14 protein-coding genes and 2 pseudogenes are annotated in these 15,153 nt (G+C 68.6%); 6 read left to right on the top strand and 10 right to left on the bottom strand.

Features of this window, described 5'->3' with window-relative positions; genetic code table 11:
- Nucleotides 1-169 precede the first annotated feature (169 nt).
- From ABZT02_RS10950 to ABZT02_RS10940, 3 genes and pseudogenes are all read left to right on the top strand, one after another.
- Nucleotides 170-331 (top strand): hypothetical protein, encoded by a 162-nt coding sequence (locus tag ABZT02_RS10950; protein ID WP_356016398.1) that lies wholly within the window; start codon nt 170-172, stop codon nt 329-331.
- A 54-nt stretch (nt 332-385) separates the two neighbouring features.
- Nucleotides 386-493 (top strand): annotated as a pseudogene (locus ABZT02_RS10945) (hypothetical protein); the annotation flags it as partial.
- A 28-nt stretch (nt 494-521) separates the two neighbouring features.
- A complete protein-coding gene (locus ABZT02_RS10940) occupies nt 522-1,286 on the top strand; it encodes an IS5 family transposase (RefSeq protein ID WP_356016396.1) in 765 nt (254 codons plus the stop codon).
- Here ABZT02_RS10940 and ABZT02_RS10935 read toward each other — a convergent pair.
- The 3 genes from ABZT02_RS10935 to ABZT02_RS10925 form a co-directional block, all read right to left on the bottom strand.
- Nucleotides 1,276-1,767, bottom strand: a complete 492-nt coding sequence (locus tag ABZT02_RS10935; protein ID WP_356016394.1) for a hypothetical protein — start codon at nt 1,765-1,767, stop codon at nt 1,276-1,278. The two genes, ABZT02_RS10940 and ABZT02_RS10935, sit on opposite strands and share 11 nt — an antisense overlap.
- A gap of 64 nt (nt 1,768-1,831) precedes the next feature.
- Entirely contained in the window at nt 1,832-3,301 is a 1,470-nt protein-coding gene (locus ABZT02_RS10930; RefSeq protein WP_356016392.1) for an APC family permease, read from the bottom strand.
- Nucleotides 3,302-3,350: 49 nt separating this feature from the next.
- Complete coding sequence (locus ABZT02_RS10925; protein WP_356016390.1) at nt 3,351-4,085, bottom strand: GntR family transcriptional regulator; 735 nt, start codon at nt 4,083-4,085, stop codon at nt 3,351-3,353.
- Nucleotides 4,086-4,909: 824 nt separating this feature from the next.
- Between ABZT02_RS10925 and ABZT02_RS10920 the strand changes: the two genes are divergently transcribed.
- The gene (locus ABZT02_RS10920; protein ID WP_356016388.1) at nt 4,910-6,364 is read left to right on the top strand and encodes an amino acid permease; all 1,455 of its coding nucleotides are present in this window, start codon (nt 4,910-4,912) and stop codon (nt 6,362-6,364) included.
- Nucleotides 6,365-6,734: 370 nt separating this feature from the next.
- On the opposite strand, the pseudogene ABZT02_RS10915 reads toward ABZT02_RS10920, so the two are convergent.
- The 3 genes and pseudogenes from ABZT02_RS10915 to ABZT02_RS10905 form a co-directional block, all read right to left on the bottom strand.
- Nucleotides 6,735-6,987 (bottom strand): annotated as a pseudogene (locus ABZT02_RS10915) (hypothetical protein); the annotation flags it as partial.
- 164 nt (nt 6,988-7,151) lie between these two features.
- On the bottom strand, nt 7,152-7,526 hold the full coding sequence (locus ABZT02_RS10910; protein ID WP_356016387.1) for a peptidase inhibitor family I36 protein: 375 nt from the start codon (nt 7,524-7,526) through the stop codon (nt 7,152-7,154).
- Nucleotides 7,527-8,096: 570 nt separating this feature from the next.
- On the bottom strand, nt 8,097-9,038 hold the full coding sequence (locus tag ABZT02_RS10905) for a LysR substrate-binding domain-containing protein (RefSeq protein WP_356016386.1): 942 nt from the start codon (nt 9,036-9,038) through the stop codon (nt 8,097-8,099).
- Between the two features lie 172 nt (nt 9,039-9,210).
- Between ABZT02_RS10905 and ABZT02_RS10900 the strand changes: the two genes are divergently transcribed.
- Together ABZT02_RS10900 and ABZT02_RS10895 are read left to right on the top strand one after the other, a co-directional pair.
- Nucleotides 9,211-10,326 (top strand): winged helix-turn-helix domain-containing protein, encoded by a 1,116-nt coding sequence (locus ABZT02_RS10900; protein ID WP_356016384.1) that lies wholly within the window; start codon nt 9,211-9,213, stop codon nt 10,324-10,326.
- A 519-nt stretch (nt 10,327-10,845) separates the two neighbouring features.
- Nucleotides 10,846-11,136 (top strand): DUF6355 family natural product biosynthesis protein, encoded by a 291-nt coding sequence (locus tag ABZT02_RS10895; protein WP_356016382.1) that lies wholly within the window; start codon nt 10,846-10,848, stop codon nt 11,134-11,136.
- A gap of 279 nt (nt 11,137-11,415) precedes the next feature.
- On the opposite strand, the gene ABZT02_RS10890 is transcribed toward ABZT02_RS10895, so the two are convergent.
- The 4 genes from ABZT02_RS10890 to ABZT02_RS10875 all read right to left on the bottom strand — a co-directional run bounded on the left by ABZT02_RS10890 (nt 11,416) and on the right by ABZT02_RS10875 (nt 15,146).
- Entirely contained in the window at nt 11,416-11,571 is a 156-nt protein-coding gene (locus ABZT02_RS10890) for a hypothetical protein (protein WP_356016381.1), read from the bottom strand.
- 194 nt (nt 11,572-11,765) lie between these two features.
- Nucleotides 11,766-13,073 (bottom strand): cation:proton antiporter, encoded by a 1,308-nt coding sequence (locus ABZT02_RS10885; protein ID WP_356016379.1) that lies wholly within the window; start codon nt 13,071-13,073, stop codon nt 11,766-11,768.
- Between the two features lie 34 nt (nt 13,074-13,107).
- On the bottom strand, nt 13,108-14,451 hold the full coding sequence (locus tag ABZT02_RS10880) for a hypothetical protein (RefSeq protein ID WP_356016377.1): 1,344 nt from the start codon (nt 14,449-14,451) through the stop codon (nt 13,108-13,110).
- Between the two features lie 101 nt (nt 14,452-14,552).
- Nucleotides 14,553-15,146, bottom strand: a complete 594-nt coding sequence (locus ABZT02_RS10875; protein ID WP_356016376.1) for a hypothetical protein — start codon at nt 15,144-15,146, stop codon at nt 14,553-14,555.
- Nucleotides 15,147-15,153 lie beyond the last annotated feature (7 nt).

The raw sequence follows: 15,153 nt of genomic DNA, 5'->3' as shown, positions 1-15,153 counted from the left end.
CCTTCGAACAGGTCGGGCGTGTGCACGGTGGCCGGCCCCGTCGCAGGTCACCGGCAAAGCCTGAACCCCGTCGGCCAAGCCTTGGATGTGGTGGAAAGGCAGAACCTCAGCCACCTCCTTGGCCGGGATGATGGGTGCACAATTCGGCGTGCGCAGTCACTGAAGTCCTTTGGGCATTTTCAGCCTTGCCTCTCCGACCCCGCTTCTGTTGCCCCTCAAGTTCTCGCCGCGCAGCCTGCTCCGCAGCGCGCCGCTCATCGTCGGGATCGACCGTGTCGGCACCTCAACCTTGCTGATCACCTGCTCCAAGGTGTCGAGCGACACCGCCTGAGACCGTGTTTGAGATCTGCCGTCTCCCGTTGCCAAGGCGGTCGTTGAATCCTCTGTGAGCGGTGTTGGGGGTGGGTATCCGTCGGACCTGACGGATGAGCAGTGGGCGCCGGTGGAGCTGTTACTGCCGCCGGCGCGGGTGGGTCCGAAGGGTGGTCGGCGGGAGAAGCATCCGCGGCGGCGGATCGTGGATGCGATCTTCTACGTGGTGCGGACGGGGGTGTGCCTGGCGGCAGTTGCCGAAGGGCTTCGCTCCGTGGCCGACGGTGTACTGGTACTTCACGTGGTGGCACGACGACGGCACCGTGGAGCGCATCCATGACACCCTGCGCGGCCAGATTCGCGTGGCCGACGGCCGCGACGCGGAGCCGAGCACGGGCCTGATCGACTCGCAGTCCGTCCGCACCGCCGACACCGTCCCCGCTGCGACCAGGGGATTCGACGCGGGCAAGAAGGTGAAGGGCCGCAAGCGGTTCATCGTCACCGACACCCTCGGACTGCTGTCGGCCGTCCACGTCGTCGCGGCGAGCGTCCAGGACCGCGACGGCGCGAAACGGCCGTTGCTGTGGACCAGGCTCGACCATCCCGGTGTCCGGAAGGTCTGGGCCGACCAGGCCTTCTCCGGCCGCTTGGTCGAGTGGGTCGCACAGATCCTCGGCCGCGGTCTGGAGATCGTCCGCAAGGACCCTGACCAGCGCGGTTTCCAGGTCCAGTCCAAGCGGTGGGCGGTAGAGCGCACCTTCTCGTGGCTGACCGCCCACCGGCGCCTCGCCCGGGGATTACGAGAGCAGCCGGCCCACTCCGAGACGATGATTCGATGGGCCATGATCGGCGTCATGGCCCGCCGCCTTACCCGAGGCCGTCCGGCAACCCGACCAGGCCCACGATCGCTCTCCCGCACTGAGGCCCACGGGCTCAACTGCGGTGCGGCCGAAGGCTCGTCGCTCACTTCATGAACGCAATCACCAGCGATTCCGACTCTGGCGCGACGTAGTCGTATGTCGGGGAGTCGACGTGGCAATGATCGCTTGCACCCGCCTCGGAGGCGAAGCCCTCAAGGTTGTCGGCGAGGAGGTCGAGAGCTTCCCGCCCTCCCTTGATCCTCAGGACCTGGGCTTCCGTGACGATCGAAACAGTGGCCCGCTCCGGATCCTCCCGAAACGCGATCTCCGACAGCGACCTCTCGTAGGGAGAGGGGCACGAGCTCTCCGAGAGATCACAGCTTCCGGCCTTCCCCCGCAGCAGCTGCCCGAACGCCAGCAGCCCTTGACGCGTCCCGGAGAGCTCGAGCTCTTTCGTTTCCCCGCTGTACAGAACCTGCAACATCTCATCCCCTCCAACCCGCCGATCGTACCCATCACCAAGAGGGATCGCCCCGCTGGTTTCGTTCCTGCGACGGGCGATCGCAACGCGGGCACTCTTCGTCTCGCGGCGCATGACTTTCCGTGGAGCGGCTCCACTTGCCCTCTCGAACCCCTTACGGCAGGAGCAATGATGTCGGTCAGTCCGCGTCGGCGACGACGGAGCCGATGCGATCGGCCAGGGTCGGGTCGCGGCGGACCAAGAGGGCCGCGTAGGCGACGGCGGCGAGCAGGGCGGCCAGCGCCGCGTAGGGGAACCAGTTGTACGGTCCGGGCTGGCCCGGCTTGGCGAGGTAGTACAGCGGGACCAGGATGGCCAGCGTGCCGAGCGTGGGCAGCACCAGGTGTCGTACCACCCGGAACTCCTGCGGCCGGTACCTGCGGTAGTACAGCGGCAGGGCGACGTTCGAGGCCAGGTAGACCAGCAGGATCAGGATGGTGCCGAGGGTCGAGGACTCGGTGAAGAAGACCACCGGGTTCATCGAGCCGTCGCCCGAGCCCAGCAGGTGGCCCAGGCCCCAGCCGCCGATGATCAGCAAGGCGGTGGTGGCGAAGGTGATGATCGCGTTGTTCGGTGTACGGCGGGTGGGGTGCACGTAGCCGAAGAAGGACGGGAGCAGGCCCTCGCGTCCGGCGTTGAACACCAGACGGGCCTGGGAGTTGATGCCGGCGATGAGCACGCCGAGGGTGGAGGTCAGACCGCCCAGGTAGGTGAGGAACGCCATTGCTCCGAGGGTGTGTTGGGCCACCTCGACGAAGGGGATCGGGGAGGCGCCGAGTCTGTTCACGTCGTAGCCGAATCCGGTCACCGTGGCGTAGGCGAAGACGACGTAGCTCACCGTCATGATCGCGATGGAGGAGAACACCGCGCGGCCGACATTGCGCCGCGGGTTCTCGGTCTCCTCGGCGAGCGCGGCCGAGTTCTCCCAACCGACGAACAGGTACACCGCCAGCGGGAAACCGGCCGCGAGTCCCCTGAAGCCGTGGCTGATGTGGCTGGGCAGGAACGGATCGAGGGAGAGGGAGCCGCGGTGTTCCACGAGCGCCGCGACCGAGACGACGGCCAGGACCAGCATCTCCACGCCGAAGAAGTAGCCGGCCCACTTGGTGGAGACCACCACCCCGCGCAGCATCAGCCCCACCGCCAGCCCGGTGAGCAGCAGCGTCCAGATGATCCACGGCAGGTCCACGCCGGTGTAGTGGTGCAGGGTGATCTGCACGAACCCGCCGGAGATGGCGATGACGGAGGCCATCGCGATGATGTAGCCCAGCCCCGCCAGCAGCGCGGTGGTCACCGCGCTGACCGGCCCGAAGGTCTTGCCCACGAAGGTGGTGAAGCTGCCCGCCGAAGGGTGTGCACGGGAGAACTCCGCCAGGGTGTTGCCGAGCAGTGCGACCGCGATGCCCGCGGCGACGATGGTCAGCGGTGAGGCCACGCCCGCGGTGGTGGCAAGGAAGGCGAAACCGAAGAAGAAGCTCATGGCCGGGCCGACGTTGGCCATCGTGGCGGCGGCGATGTCCGCCATGCCGAGGACGCCACCCCGCAACCGCTGCGGCGCGCCGCCGGCGGGCCCCGGTGGGGACAGCGGGCCTGCTGCGGGGTCGGGCATGGCGGCAACTCCTTGTGCGTGGGGCGTGGTCAGTGCAGGGGACCGGGCGTCAGCGGTGCCGGGAGCGCTGGTGGGCCTTCACCGCCTGCACGGCCGGATCGGTCGCACCCCGGCCCAGTTCGGCGAGCAGTTCGGCGTGGCAGAGGTTCTGTGCCCGAAGCGCCGCAGGGTGCGGCACGGGCAGCAGCAGGCAGAGCCGGCCGAGCAGATCGGCGGCGAACTCGCGCATTCCGGCACCGCCGAGCGTCTCCGCGAGGTCCAGGTGGAAGCGGGCCTCCAGCTCGGCCTGGCGTGCCGGGTCGTCGGTCCGTTCCGTCTCCTCGACCAATGCCCGAAGCCCCTCCAGTCGCTCGGCCGGGACCTCTCCCGAGCCGTGCGCCACCAGGCCGCATTCGAGGAGCACGTGGAAGGCGTCCAGTGAGGCAGCCTCCTCGGCGTCGTGCATCACGGCTACGACGGCGTCCCAGTCCTGCGCGACGAAGGTTCCGCCGGCCCGTCCGCGTCGGCGGTCGAGCAAACCGTCCTGGCACATGCCTTCCAGCGCGCGGCGGACGGTGATCTCGCTGATCCCCAGTTCCTCGGCGAGTACTCCGGCATCGGGGAGCCGGTCCCCGGGCTGCACGGAGCGCAGGCGTACCCGCAGCGCGATTCTCGACCGGACGAGATCGGATCCGTTCTGACCCCCGCCGGGCAGGGCGCGGGCGTGTCCCACGCCGGTGACCGGCGTCGTCCGAGCCGGGCCCGGCTGGTTGTAAGGCCCGAACTTGCCCGCTGCATTCACCACGACGCCACCCTAACGGCCCGCTGTACGGGGTCGAGGCCCGCGATGGCCGCGGTCCGGCGCGTCGGTTCGGGTAGCGCACATGACCTCGACCGGTCGAGCCGGACCCCGTGTGGCGGGGGCGGTCTCACGTCGGTCGGCGTCCCGTGTCGGCTTCTCGACGGCCGTCCCACCGGGGGCGTGCTCGCGCGGGCTCCGGGTGAGGGGGAGGGGGCGCCGGTGGTTCCCGTGATGGCGCCACGGTGTGGTGCATAGGGGCTCCCAGGTGTGCGGGATCGTCGGAGGGTGCGAAGCAGCCCGGAACAACCGGGCCGGGGCCCGACGCGGGTGTCCCGCGGGGAGTGGCGGGCCGCGATGCAGGAAAAATTAGAGCAAGGTGAACAGTTAAACAAGACCTCGCCGCGGCCGGTTCCCGGGCGGAGGGGAGGCCCGGGTCGGTGGCCGGGCGGTCCTCGCTCTGAGCAGGCGATTCGCGTCTCGTCGGACGCCTCTGCGGGATACGCCGATGCGGGCGCGGGTGGGTGTCCGGGAGGCGCGGGCGCCCCGGGGTTGGCGCACGGAAGCCGTCGGCCCGTCGATCGGACCCTTGTTTTTTTTGATCGCCGTGAACTATTTTCCTGAGCGTCACCGGGACACCGATGCAGCGGACCCCGGTCGGCGGCAGTGATTCACCATGCCCTCCCCGCGACCGTGATCGCCACCCCCCGACCCGGCCCCACCGCCTGACCCGGAACCCCGCACGCCACGCCCGGCGGAATCCATGCGGCCACCCCCGCCCGATCTCGCCGGAACCGTCCCCTGTCCCCGCCAGCCCCCTGGATGTCGAGATGACAACACGTCCCCCTGTTACCGCCCCCGACAAGGTGACCACCACCGAAGGCACCCCAGCAGGATCCGGCCTGCAGGCCGGGCTGAAGAACCGTCACCTGTCGATGATCGCGATCGGCGGCGTGATCGGAGCGGGCCTGTTCGTCGGCTCCGGCTCGGGCATCGCCGCCGCGGGACCAGGCATCCTCGTGTCGTACGCACTCGTGGGCGCCCTGGTCGTGCTCGTGATGCGCATGCTGGGTGAGATGGCCGCCGCGAACCCGACCTCCGGCTCCTTCTCCGCCTACGCCGACCGGGCGCTCGGCCGCTGGGCCGGCTTCTCCATCGGCTGGCTGTACTGGTTCTTCTGGGTCGTGGTGCTCGCCGTCGAGGCGACCGCAGGCGCGAAGATCCTGGAAGGCTGGATCCCGGGCGTACCGCAGTGGGCCTGGGCCCTGATCGTGATGATCGTGCTGACCGTTTCCAACCTCGCCTCGGTCGCCTCCTACGGCGAGTTCGAGTTCTGGTTCGCCGGGATCAAGGTCGTCGCGATCGCCGCGTTCATCGGGGTGGGCCTCCTGGCGGTCTTCGGCATCCTGCCCGGCACGCACAGCGACACCGCGGGGCTGTCCAACCTCACCGCGCACGGCGGCTTCCTGCCCAACGGACCCGGCAAGATCCTCACCGGTGTGCTGATGGTGGTCTTCTCCTTCATGGGCAGCGAGATCGTCACGCTGGCGGCCGGGGAGTCGGAGGACCCCCAGCGCGCGGTCACCAAGGCCACCAACAGTGTCATCTGGCGGATCGGCGTCTTCTACCTCGGCTCGATCTTCATCGTGCTGACGCTGCTGCCCTGGAACTCCCCGGCCATCACCAAGGACGGCTCGTACGTCGCCGCCCTGAACTCCCTGGGCATCGCGCACGCCGGGCAGGTCATGAACTTCATCGTCCTCACCTCCGTGCTGTCCTGTCTGAACTCCGGCCTCTACACCGCCTCCCGCATGGCCTTCTCCCTCGGCCGCCGCGGCGACGCCCCGGCCGCCTTCGGCCGCACCAAGCGTCAGGGCGTGCCGCAGACCGCGATCCTCGCCTCGGTCGTCTTCGGCTTCGTGGCGGTGTTCTTCAACTACGCCTGGCCCGACACCGTCTTCCTGTTCCTGCTCAACTCCTCAGGCGCCATCGCCCTGTTCGTCTGGCTGGTCATCTGCTTCTCGCAGCTGCGCATGCGCCGGATCATCCAGGCGGAGTCCCCGGAGAAGCTCGTCGTACGCATGTGGCTCTTCCCGTATCTGACCTGGGCCACCATCGCCCTGATCGTGTTCGTGCTCGGCTACATGCTCACCGACACCGCCTCCGGCGGCGGCCGGGACCAGGTCGTCCTGTCCACCCTGGTGGCCGCAGGTGTGGTGGTCTTCGCACTGATCCGCAATCGGCTGTCCCGGAAGGTCCAGCAGGACGTGATCGTCCCCTCGTAGAACGGCCCCGGGCCCGTACAGGGCCGCCCTACCGCCGGTGACGCGCCTTCCATCGCGTCACCGGCCTTGCGGTTGCACCCGCTGGGCCACCTTGGTCGGGGAGCGGGACGGCGTCGCGTCCGGCGCCGCCGGATCGGCGACGGTGGCGCGGTCTGATCGGCGAGCCGCATGTGTCAGCGTGCAGGCCATACCGATCCGGCTGGTGGCACACCGCGGGTCCGCGCCCGCCCTGCCCGGCCGAACATTCGCTGCCGGGTGCCGGGTGCCGGGTGCCGGGACATACTGGCGACGCACGCCGGGCTTCCACGACCGGGCCGAGTTCTTCGGACGACGCCGCTGGACCGGGCGCCGCCGGACTCCAGCGGATGGATTAGAGGGCGAGTTCCTTGGTGATCCGGTCGAGCATGAACGCCGAGGAGTCGCGGGCGCGTTCCTCCCAGGCACAGGCACAGGCACAGGCACAGGCACAGGCACAGGCACAGGCACAGGCACAGGCACAGGCGGTGGCGACGCCGTCGTAGTCCAGTTCGCGCAGGGTGCCGGCGAAGGAGTACCAGACCTCGCCCCGGGCCGATGTCGAGGTGCCGGTGGATACGGGCGATTGTGCCGGGCGAGTTGAGGAGGCGTGCAGTAGAGGTAGTACACCCAGGGCTGGGCCGCCGACTGAGCAGAGCCCCGCCTCCGTTCACCGTGGGGCCGACGAGAGAAGGCGGCTGGTCTCCTCGAGTTCGCGGACGCTCCGGCCGATCGGCAGGTGCTCAGGTGGCCTCCGTGGCGGCGCGACCGCTCAGCACTCGCCGCGCCACGTTGCCTTCCCGATCGTGGCGTAGATGATGTTCGCCTTGTATTGGCCCGGGCCGGGGTTGTAGTGCAGGCAGATGACGCGGACCGACGTGGTGTAGCCGTAGAGGAGTTCGATGTGGTCGGCGCCCGGGGCTACGTATCCGTTGTTGAACACGGAGCCGACGCTGTGGATCTCGCCCGACCAGTTGCCTGCCGTTTTCAGCAGCAGTGTGCCGCGCTGGTCCGGCTCCGAGTAGGCGCAGAAGTACCCCTTCGGACAGTCCGGCGGGTTGGGCTCGGCGGTGGCCGTGGGAGCGGTGACGACGGTGGCCGCGAAGGCGGCGGCTCCGGCCAGGATGCTCATGGCGCGCTTGCGCACAGCAGGTTCCCTTCCTGTCATGACGGGCGTGGTGTTCGGAGTACCGAGTTCCAATGGCATGCGGCGGGGCTGGGGGCACTCGCCGCGCCGTCTGACCTCGACGACCCCCGTTCAGATGGCGGGATTCGCCTCGTGCCGTCCCGGCCCCGGGGTGTGTCGAAGCAGAAGACGTCCCGGTAGCCGTTTTTGAAGATCGGACTGGATGGACCGGGTGGAGACGGGGCCGGTCCAGGTGCCGGTGGCCTGCACCACATGCTGGACCGCTGGTTCGGCCCGATCCACGTGTGCGAGCTGTTGTCTCTTCTGTTGTGAGGGACGCGGGTAGCGGGCTCCACTTCCCTCCCGAGCCCGTATTGCAGCCTGCCCACCCGCGCAGAGATCCGCGCCCCTTTTCGGTCTGGACCGAAATCGGTGGTCCGAAGCCGGTGCCCCGACGCCCGTGGACCGAAGCCGGTGCCCCGACGCCCGTGGACCGAAGCCGGTGGCAGTCAGCCCTGAGTCCGTGGTCCGGAGCTCGTGGTCCGAAGGCGCTCTCCGCGTCCGGCGGCGGGGCCGTGCCCGGGAGCCGAGTCAGCGGGACGTCGCGTGCTCCCAGCAGGCCGCGGCCATCGCGGCGGTCGCGGCCTCGCGCACGGCCCGCACGGCCGGGCGGTCGCGGTGCTCGGCCGTCCAGCCGAGGGCCGACACCGAGGGGGACAGATCCACCACGTCGACGTAGCGCACTCCCGGGCGGGGGAAGAGCTCCCGGGCGGCCGCGGGCAGAAAGCACATCCCCTGGCCCGTGGCGACCGTGTGCAGCAGCCCTTCCATGTCGGAGACGACGGGGCCATAGCGCACCCGCCTGCCGTCCGGGCGCGGGTCCACCGCCCAGAAGTCCCACCACACGCGGGGCACTTCAGGAGGGACGTCCACGAAGACCCGCTCGCCGAGGTCGGCGAGGAAGAGCTCGGGCCGTTTTGTCAGCGGGTCGTTGGCGGGCAGGCAGGCGATGCGCGGCTCGGTGGCCAGTTCCAGCAGTTCGACTCCGGCGGGCACAGGGGGCCGGAGGAAGGCGACGTCGATGTCACCGGACAGCAACTGGACCAGGTGCTCGGCGAAGCCGAGGGTGCGGATTTCCACCGTGAGCGCCGGATGCAGGGTGCGCAGGTGCTCGAGGACCGCGTGGGTGTAGGGCATCGCGGCCTCGGCGCCGACCGTTCCGACCACCACATGTGCGGAGAGTGTGCGGGCCCACTGGCCGGCACGGGCGCGCAGCCGGCCCATCGACTCCACTGTCGCCCGCGCCTCCTCCGACAGGGCACGGCCCGCGTCGGTGAGCGTGACACTGCGGCTGTCGCGTGAGAACAGCGGGACACCCAGTCGCCTCTCCAGTTCCTGGATCTGGCGGCTCAGCGTCGGCTGGGTTATGTGCAAGCGAGCGGCGGCCCTGCCGTAGTGCAACTCCTCGCCCAGCGCCAGGAAGAGCCGCAGTTGATGCAGGCTCGGCTCCGCCGTTCCCTCCGGTTCAGGCACCGCGCACGTCCTTAACCTGCGGCCATAGCGGCCCCTGCATCGATTGGGCCCATAATCTCATCGCCGGCGCACCGTTGGACGGATCTTCTCCGTGCCACCCTGGAAAACCGCCGCACCGTCCGGACTGACCACCGGCACGGCAGGCGGTGACAACGGCAACGGGGGAGAACCAATGCTGCGTATTCACTTCACAGCCGCGGACCTGGCTCGCGTCCACTTGGCGCGTGAGCCGGACCCGGTCTGGGAGACCCTGCTGAGCCTGCATCAGCTGACCGCCCCGAGACGAGGCCTGCCCGTCTACGCCCACTGGCGGCGCACCGCGCGGGCAGGACTGGCCGCGAAGGGCCTGGCAGGACCGGCCAAATTGCTCTCCGTCCTCGCCCCGGCTTCGGCGAGCTACTGGCCCGATTTCCTGACACCCGGCGCCTCGGCCGATGGCCTGGAGACCGCGATGGAGGAACTGCGCTCCACCCCCCGATCACGGCTGCGCCGGGAACTGGACCGGATGGCCGGCACTCACGCGCTGCCGCGCTGGGCGCACGATCTCGGCGTGGGGGACCGGACGGTGATGGAGGAGGTCGCGACGGCGTTCCGGTTGGTGCACCGCACGATCGTGGCGCCGGACTGGGCCGGTACGGCCAGGACCACCGAGGCCGACCGAGCCCTGCGGACGCGCACTCTGCGCGATCGCGGGGTCCATGGACTGCTGGACTCCTTCCGTCCACTGATGATCTGGCGTCCTCCCGTGCTGCACGTGCGTTACCCCGAGGACCGCGATCTGCACCTCGGCGGACGCGGTGTGCGGCTGATCCCCTCGCACTTCTGCTGGAACACGCCCATCGCGCTGGCCGACCCCGCCCTGCCGCAGGTCCTTGCCTACCCCGTCGCGCATCCCGCGACCTGGGCGCCGGAGGTCACCCGTGACCGGCGCCCCGAGGCCTTGGCCACTCTGATCGGCCGGACCCGCGCCCGGGTACTGGCTTGCCTGGACACCACCGCGACCACAGGTGAAATCGCCCGACGTCTCGGCATCTCGGCCCCCTCGGCGAGCGAACACGTCGCGGCCCTGCGGGTGGTGGACCTTGCGCACAGCCGTCGCGTCGGCACCCACGTCGTCCACACCCTGACACCGCTGGGCGCCGCACTGCTGAGCGGCGATCTGCCGGCGCAGCGTCCGCCCGTCCTGGCCGACTCCTCACCCCCGCCGTCCGGCGGTGACGGCCGGCCGCGGTCGTCCGGGAGCGCGGAGAGTGTGCAGCGACATTCGGCGCACGCTCGGCATGCCTGAGTCGCTCTGGTCGCCGCCGCTGCCCGGCACAAGACCAAACTGCCCACACCGCAGGCAGCCGACTACTCCGACGCCGCCAGGTGGGCGGCCCCGCGCTCGTGCACACCCTCGTGCACACCATCGTGCGACGGGAGCTGCTCCCGCACTGCTACAGCATCAACGCTCCATGCCCTTGTTCAGCCTGCGGCGTACGCTCCCGTGCAGTGCTCGCCGCGGGTGGTTCGGGTGCCTGCGGATGTCGGTGAGTCATCGGGACCGGAGCCGCTGACCTGGGTGTATCGACCCGGGGTTGGTAGAGCGTGTGGTGGCTGCCTGGGGTCGTGAGGAGCTTCGCAGACGCCTGCTGTCGGCCCGCCTGGTGGTCGCCCTTGCCCTGTTCTCGCCGACAGCCGGCTCCGTATCTGGGACTTTCGGGGCTGACCGAAAGGTGTGGCCTGCTCTCAGGCCCACAGACCACGCTGAGGCCGAACCATACGATCACCGAAACTCCCACGCTCCACCAAGGCCAGGAGGTTTCCCGTGCACACCAATCTGAAGGTCTTCGGCGCTGCCGTCGCCACCGTGCTGGCGGCTGTGGCACTCCCGGGTTCAGCATCGGCCGCAGAGACGGGCGTCAGGGCATGCGGCTACTACGAGACGCAGACGGATTCGTACTACGGCCACTGCGGTAGCAGTTGGGTCATGATCAAGGTCGACATCGACTGGTGGCCGACCGACATCAAGAGGTGTGTCCCGCCGGGCGAGACCCATCTCGGCACGACGGACGAAATCGACAACGCCTGGTCCATAGGAGGCTGTTCGCCCAGCTAGATCCCGTCTCCTCGATCGGCGGCTGGGCCAGGTCGGATGAGAGACGGTGAAAGGCATCGCGACGGATACAGGGTTCTGCTGCATGAGCTGACCAGAGAAGCGCAGCAACGGGCCGTCTCCAGACCTTGAAGCGTGAAACAGGCCCAGTACTCCCCACAGCGTTCGGGGGAGTACTGGTCTTGGTGGCGCGCGTGCCAGTTGGTGACAGTCTGGGCGTCTTCCCTGTTACTTCGGCCAGCACGACCGGCTCTTCAGGTTCCTCGCTCCTCTGTACCAGGGTCAGTTCGACGAGTTCGCCGACCAGGTGCCCGAACTCGCGTGTCCCGCCCTCGACATCGCGAGCAGCCGTTCCCGTGGGTCGGGGCAGAGCTCGCCGAGGTGCCGGAGTGCGCCGGGGTTGGTGAGCAGGTCGTCACCGGAGGGTGTGCACTTCACGGGCGCCTTTTCTGGGACCGTGCCGGTCGGCCTGTGCCCTTGGACGAGCCCACGGAGCTACAACCGCCGAAGGGACCGCGTCCGACAGCCCGGACTCGAGAAGCCGACCTGCGGTAGGTTGTCGAGGGCCGCCGGCAAGATCATGCTCTGCGGCCGGAGGACCAGGACGGCTGACATTCGGTCGTACTCCTCGATCATCCTGGCTGGGAACGCTCAGGGATGTCCTGCGCAGTGACCCGCTCTTCCTCGTGCGTGTGCACGGTAGGCGCCCCTGCGCCGAGCGCTCTGACGATCGGAGAGGTGACCGCGGTAGTGATCATGGCCACAAGAACCAGCATGGTGAACAAGTTCCCGGAGATCACCCCAAGATCGAGGCCGACGTTCAGGACGATGAGCTCGGTCAGCCCCCGACAGTTCAGCAGGGCGCCGAGAACGAGGGACTCTCGCCACGACATGCCGCTCAGACGCGCGGCGGCCCCGCCGCCACCCCACTTGCCCACCACGGCCACGACGAGCACGGCACTCAACCACAGCCACTGCTGCGGATCGGCGGCGAGCAGCCCGACGTCGGTGTGCAGACCTGTCGTCACGAAGAACAGCGGGAGCAGCAGGGGTTCGGTGACTGAGCGCAACCGAGCCGCGGCCCGCTCCACCACAACCGTTCGGCGCGGTACGACGAGACCGAATAGGAAGGCGCCGAAGATGGCATGCACCCCTATGGCGTCGGTGGCCAGCGCGGACAGACACAGCCCGCTGAACAGCAGCACCAGAACGAGGCCGTCCTGGCTCTCTCCTCCCACGGTGAACCGCCTGAGCCGGCTCGCCCGGGCGAGTGCGGGACGTACCACCCGCAGCATCACCCCGAAGTAACCGACCAGCAGGGCCAGGGTGATCAGGAACGCAAGTGACGTGCCGCCTGTCGCGACCGCGACCACCACGGCGAGGAGACACCATGCCATGACGTCGTTCGCGGCGGCGCAGGTCATGGCCAAGCTGCCCAGCCGTGTGTGGTAGAGCCCGTCGTCGATGAGAATGCGGGCCAGTACAGGAAACGCCGTGACACTCAAAGCGACAGCTACGAAGAGGACGAACGCGCCCCTGTTGACGCCGTGAGGTGCCAGTGAGCCGTACATGACCAGTGCCAGCAGCGCGCCCAGCAGCAAGGGCACGAGGATGCTGCATTGGCTCACGACGATGGCAGCGCGCCCGTTCCCACGAAGGCGACCCAGGTCCAGTTCCAGGCCGACGAAGAACATGAACGCGAGCAGCCCCAGCTGTCCCAGTGCCTCGATGTGGTCGATGACACCCTGAGGGAAGAGGTATCCGCGGCCCTGGGGCCAGAGCCGGCCAAGGAGTGAAGGGCCCAGCAGGATCCCGACCGCGATTTCTCCCACGACGGGTGGCTGTCGGAAGCGACGCAACACCGCGGCCCCGGCACGGCATGCCAGGATCACTACGGGCAGCGAGACCAGAAGACGGGTTATCTGTTCGGCGTTGGACACAAGTTCTCCTCGTGCTCTGAGCCAACTGGCCCGTTCAGTTCATGGGGGAGAAGATCGCACGCGCCCACACCGGTCGGCCGTCGAGAGCCGGCGAGGTGACGGGTACCGGGTGCGGGGTCAACTCGCCTGCGTGGTCGAAGAGTCGGTCCTGGTAGAAGCCGGCCAGGTACGGCGCCCCGGAGGTGCCTCCCGAGCCCATCGAGTCCTTCGGCAGGTAGCGATGAGCGAGCCCGAGGTGCAGTCGGCGCCACGCATACAGTGCCTCGTCGAGATCACGCGCCGCAGTGAGCACCAGGGCGGAGTCATCCGCGTCTTCGGGGAGTTCATGCAGGAGGGAGCGCAGCGGTCGGAAGCGGTCGTTGAGGTGGAAGAGCAGAAAGGCGTTCTCGGGGACTCCTTCAAGTGCTTCCACCTTGAGGGGGTGGACGCCGAGAAGGTGGACATGCAGTGCCTGCGAGGAGGTCATCTGAACCGCGCTCGCGTCTCCGGTCTCCTTGCGGAAGCCGAGGAAGTTCTCCACCGACATGGTGCGGCGCAACACCCGCATGACGTCCAGTTGCAGGGACGCGAGGGCGGCGGCGCGTTCCAGACACATCGCGGCTTCTCGGAGCTTTCCCGTTTCCAGCCACGTTTTGGCTCCGAGCACGCGGGCCAGAATGCCGGACGTCGTCACCTCGGTCAGGTGGATGACCCGGAGGAACGCGTTCTCATCGTGATGCTGAGTCTGGGGCAGGTTCACCAGGTACTCAAGGGTGTCACTGCGCCCCGCGTCGCCCACGTAGTCGTGCCAACGAGCGGGAGGAGCAGGGTGGGGTCGCGGCAGGGTCGGCCAGTCGGCGGTCTCCTGCCGCAGCCGCTCGAGGCGCTCGAGGCGCTCGCTCATCGCGTCCGGTGTCAGGGGGCGTTGCCACCCCCACGTCACCTCTGTGCCGTTCGACGAGCGCTGTTCGTACTCCAGCCAGGAACGGATGAGGAAGCGCAGTGTCTGTCGGCAGCGATACTCGATGGACGCATCGCTGGAACCCCGTCGGGTGCCGAGTACCTGATTGAGGAGGCGCACGTTCGCGTAGGGCTGGTAGCGCTTGCCCCGGGGGCCGCTCACCGTGTTCAGCAATCCCGCGTCGCCTGAGGTGCCCGAAGGATCGGCGAGCTTCCACTCGCTTTGCAGAGCCAGTTCGGCGAAGCGGAGCACGCGCAGCTCCTGACGGTCGAACACGGCGTCGGACCCGTGAAGTGCGTCGCGCAGGTCCAGATACAGCTCTGCCATCCGGTTGCGCAGTTCGGGATCCAGGTGATGCCTCCCTACCGCGCGCGTCGTGGAGACGTACTCCGCCACATCGAAGTCAAGAACAGCACGGACGACCGACGGTGCCTTCATAAGGACTCCAGGAGTAAGAAGGTGGCGTTCCAAAGGTCCTGGTGGGGGCTGTCGACGAGCCTCAGCGAAAGCGCGCCCGGTCCCCTCCGGCCGCGCTCCTGCTAGATGTCACAGAGCAGACTCACTAACTGGTCACACTCCATGGTCACTGCGACCCCTCCCGTGCGGAGAAGCTGACGGGCGTCCGGGCGCCGCGCTCGGGTGTCCGCCGTTCCGGGAAGTGACACCGGAGCGGAGACAGCAGTCGAGTCCGTCGAGGAGGAGGAGAAGGATCTCGCGGTCGCCAGCGGTAGCTCGCTGGAGCCGAGGAGTCGGTTCAGGCCGGCTGCGGTGTGACGGGCCGCGTCCACCAAGGAATGAGGTATTCCGAAGGTGTCGGTAGCGCCCACCGCCAGGAGTTCGGCGACCGCGGGGGCCTGCTCGTCGGGAAGAGCTGGCTTCCGGTCGTTCGCCGATCGCCGCCACAGCTCTCTCACTATGTCGGCGAGCTCTGGGAGACGACGCACCTCATGGGGCGCGTAGAACGTGGTCTGCTGCGGCAAGTACCCCATGTTCAGTAGGGATTGGACCAGTTCGGCGTCATCGACGGTTCCTGTGTGCCCGGCTCCGACGGACACGAATACCGACCCGATGCGGGCCTGCTGCCAGTCAAGGGCAACCGAAACGACGTCAGGCTTCGGATCGCGGTCGGACACGTGGATG

Origin of the sequence: Streptomyces sp. NPDC005402 (assembly GCF_040606575.1) — a bacterium.
GTDB lineage: Bacteria > Actinomycetota > Actinomycetes > Streptomycetales > Streptomycetaceae > Streptomyces.
This window is presented reverse-complemented; position numbering and strand designations above follow the sequence as displayed.

What these genes read in the sequence shown, in the direction of transcription:
- ABZT02_RS10920 (WP_356016388.1), top strand. Translation starts at nt 4,910, where the DNA reads ATGACAACACGTCCCCCTGTTACCGCCCCCGACAAGGTGACCACCACC.
- ABZT02_RS10900 (WP_356016384.1), top strand. Translation starts at nt 9,211, where the DNA reads ATGCTGCGTATTCACTTCACAGCCGCGGACCTGGCTCGCGTCCACTTG.
- ABZT02_RS10940 (WP_356016396.1), top strand. Translation starts at nt 522, where the DNA reads ATGCGATCTTCTACGTGGTGCGGACGGGGGTGTGCCTGGCGGCAGTTG.
- ABZT02_RS10935 (WP_356016394.1), bottom strand. Translation starts at nt 1,767, where the DNA reads ATGCGCCGCGAGACGAAGAGTGCCCGCGTTGCGATCGCCCGTCGCAGG.
- ABZT02_RS10930 (WP_356016392.1), bottom strand. Translation starts at nt 3,301, where the DNA reads ATGCCCGACCCCGCAGCAGGCCCGCTGTCCCCACCGGGGCCCGCCGGC.
- ABZT02_RS10880 (WP_356016377.1), bottom strand. Translation starts at nt 14,451, where the DNA reads ATGAAGGCACCGTCGGTCGTCCGTGCTGTTCTTGACTTCGATGTGGCG.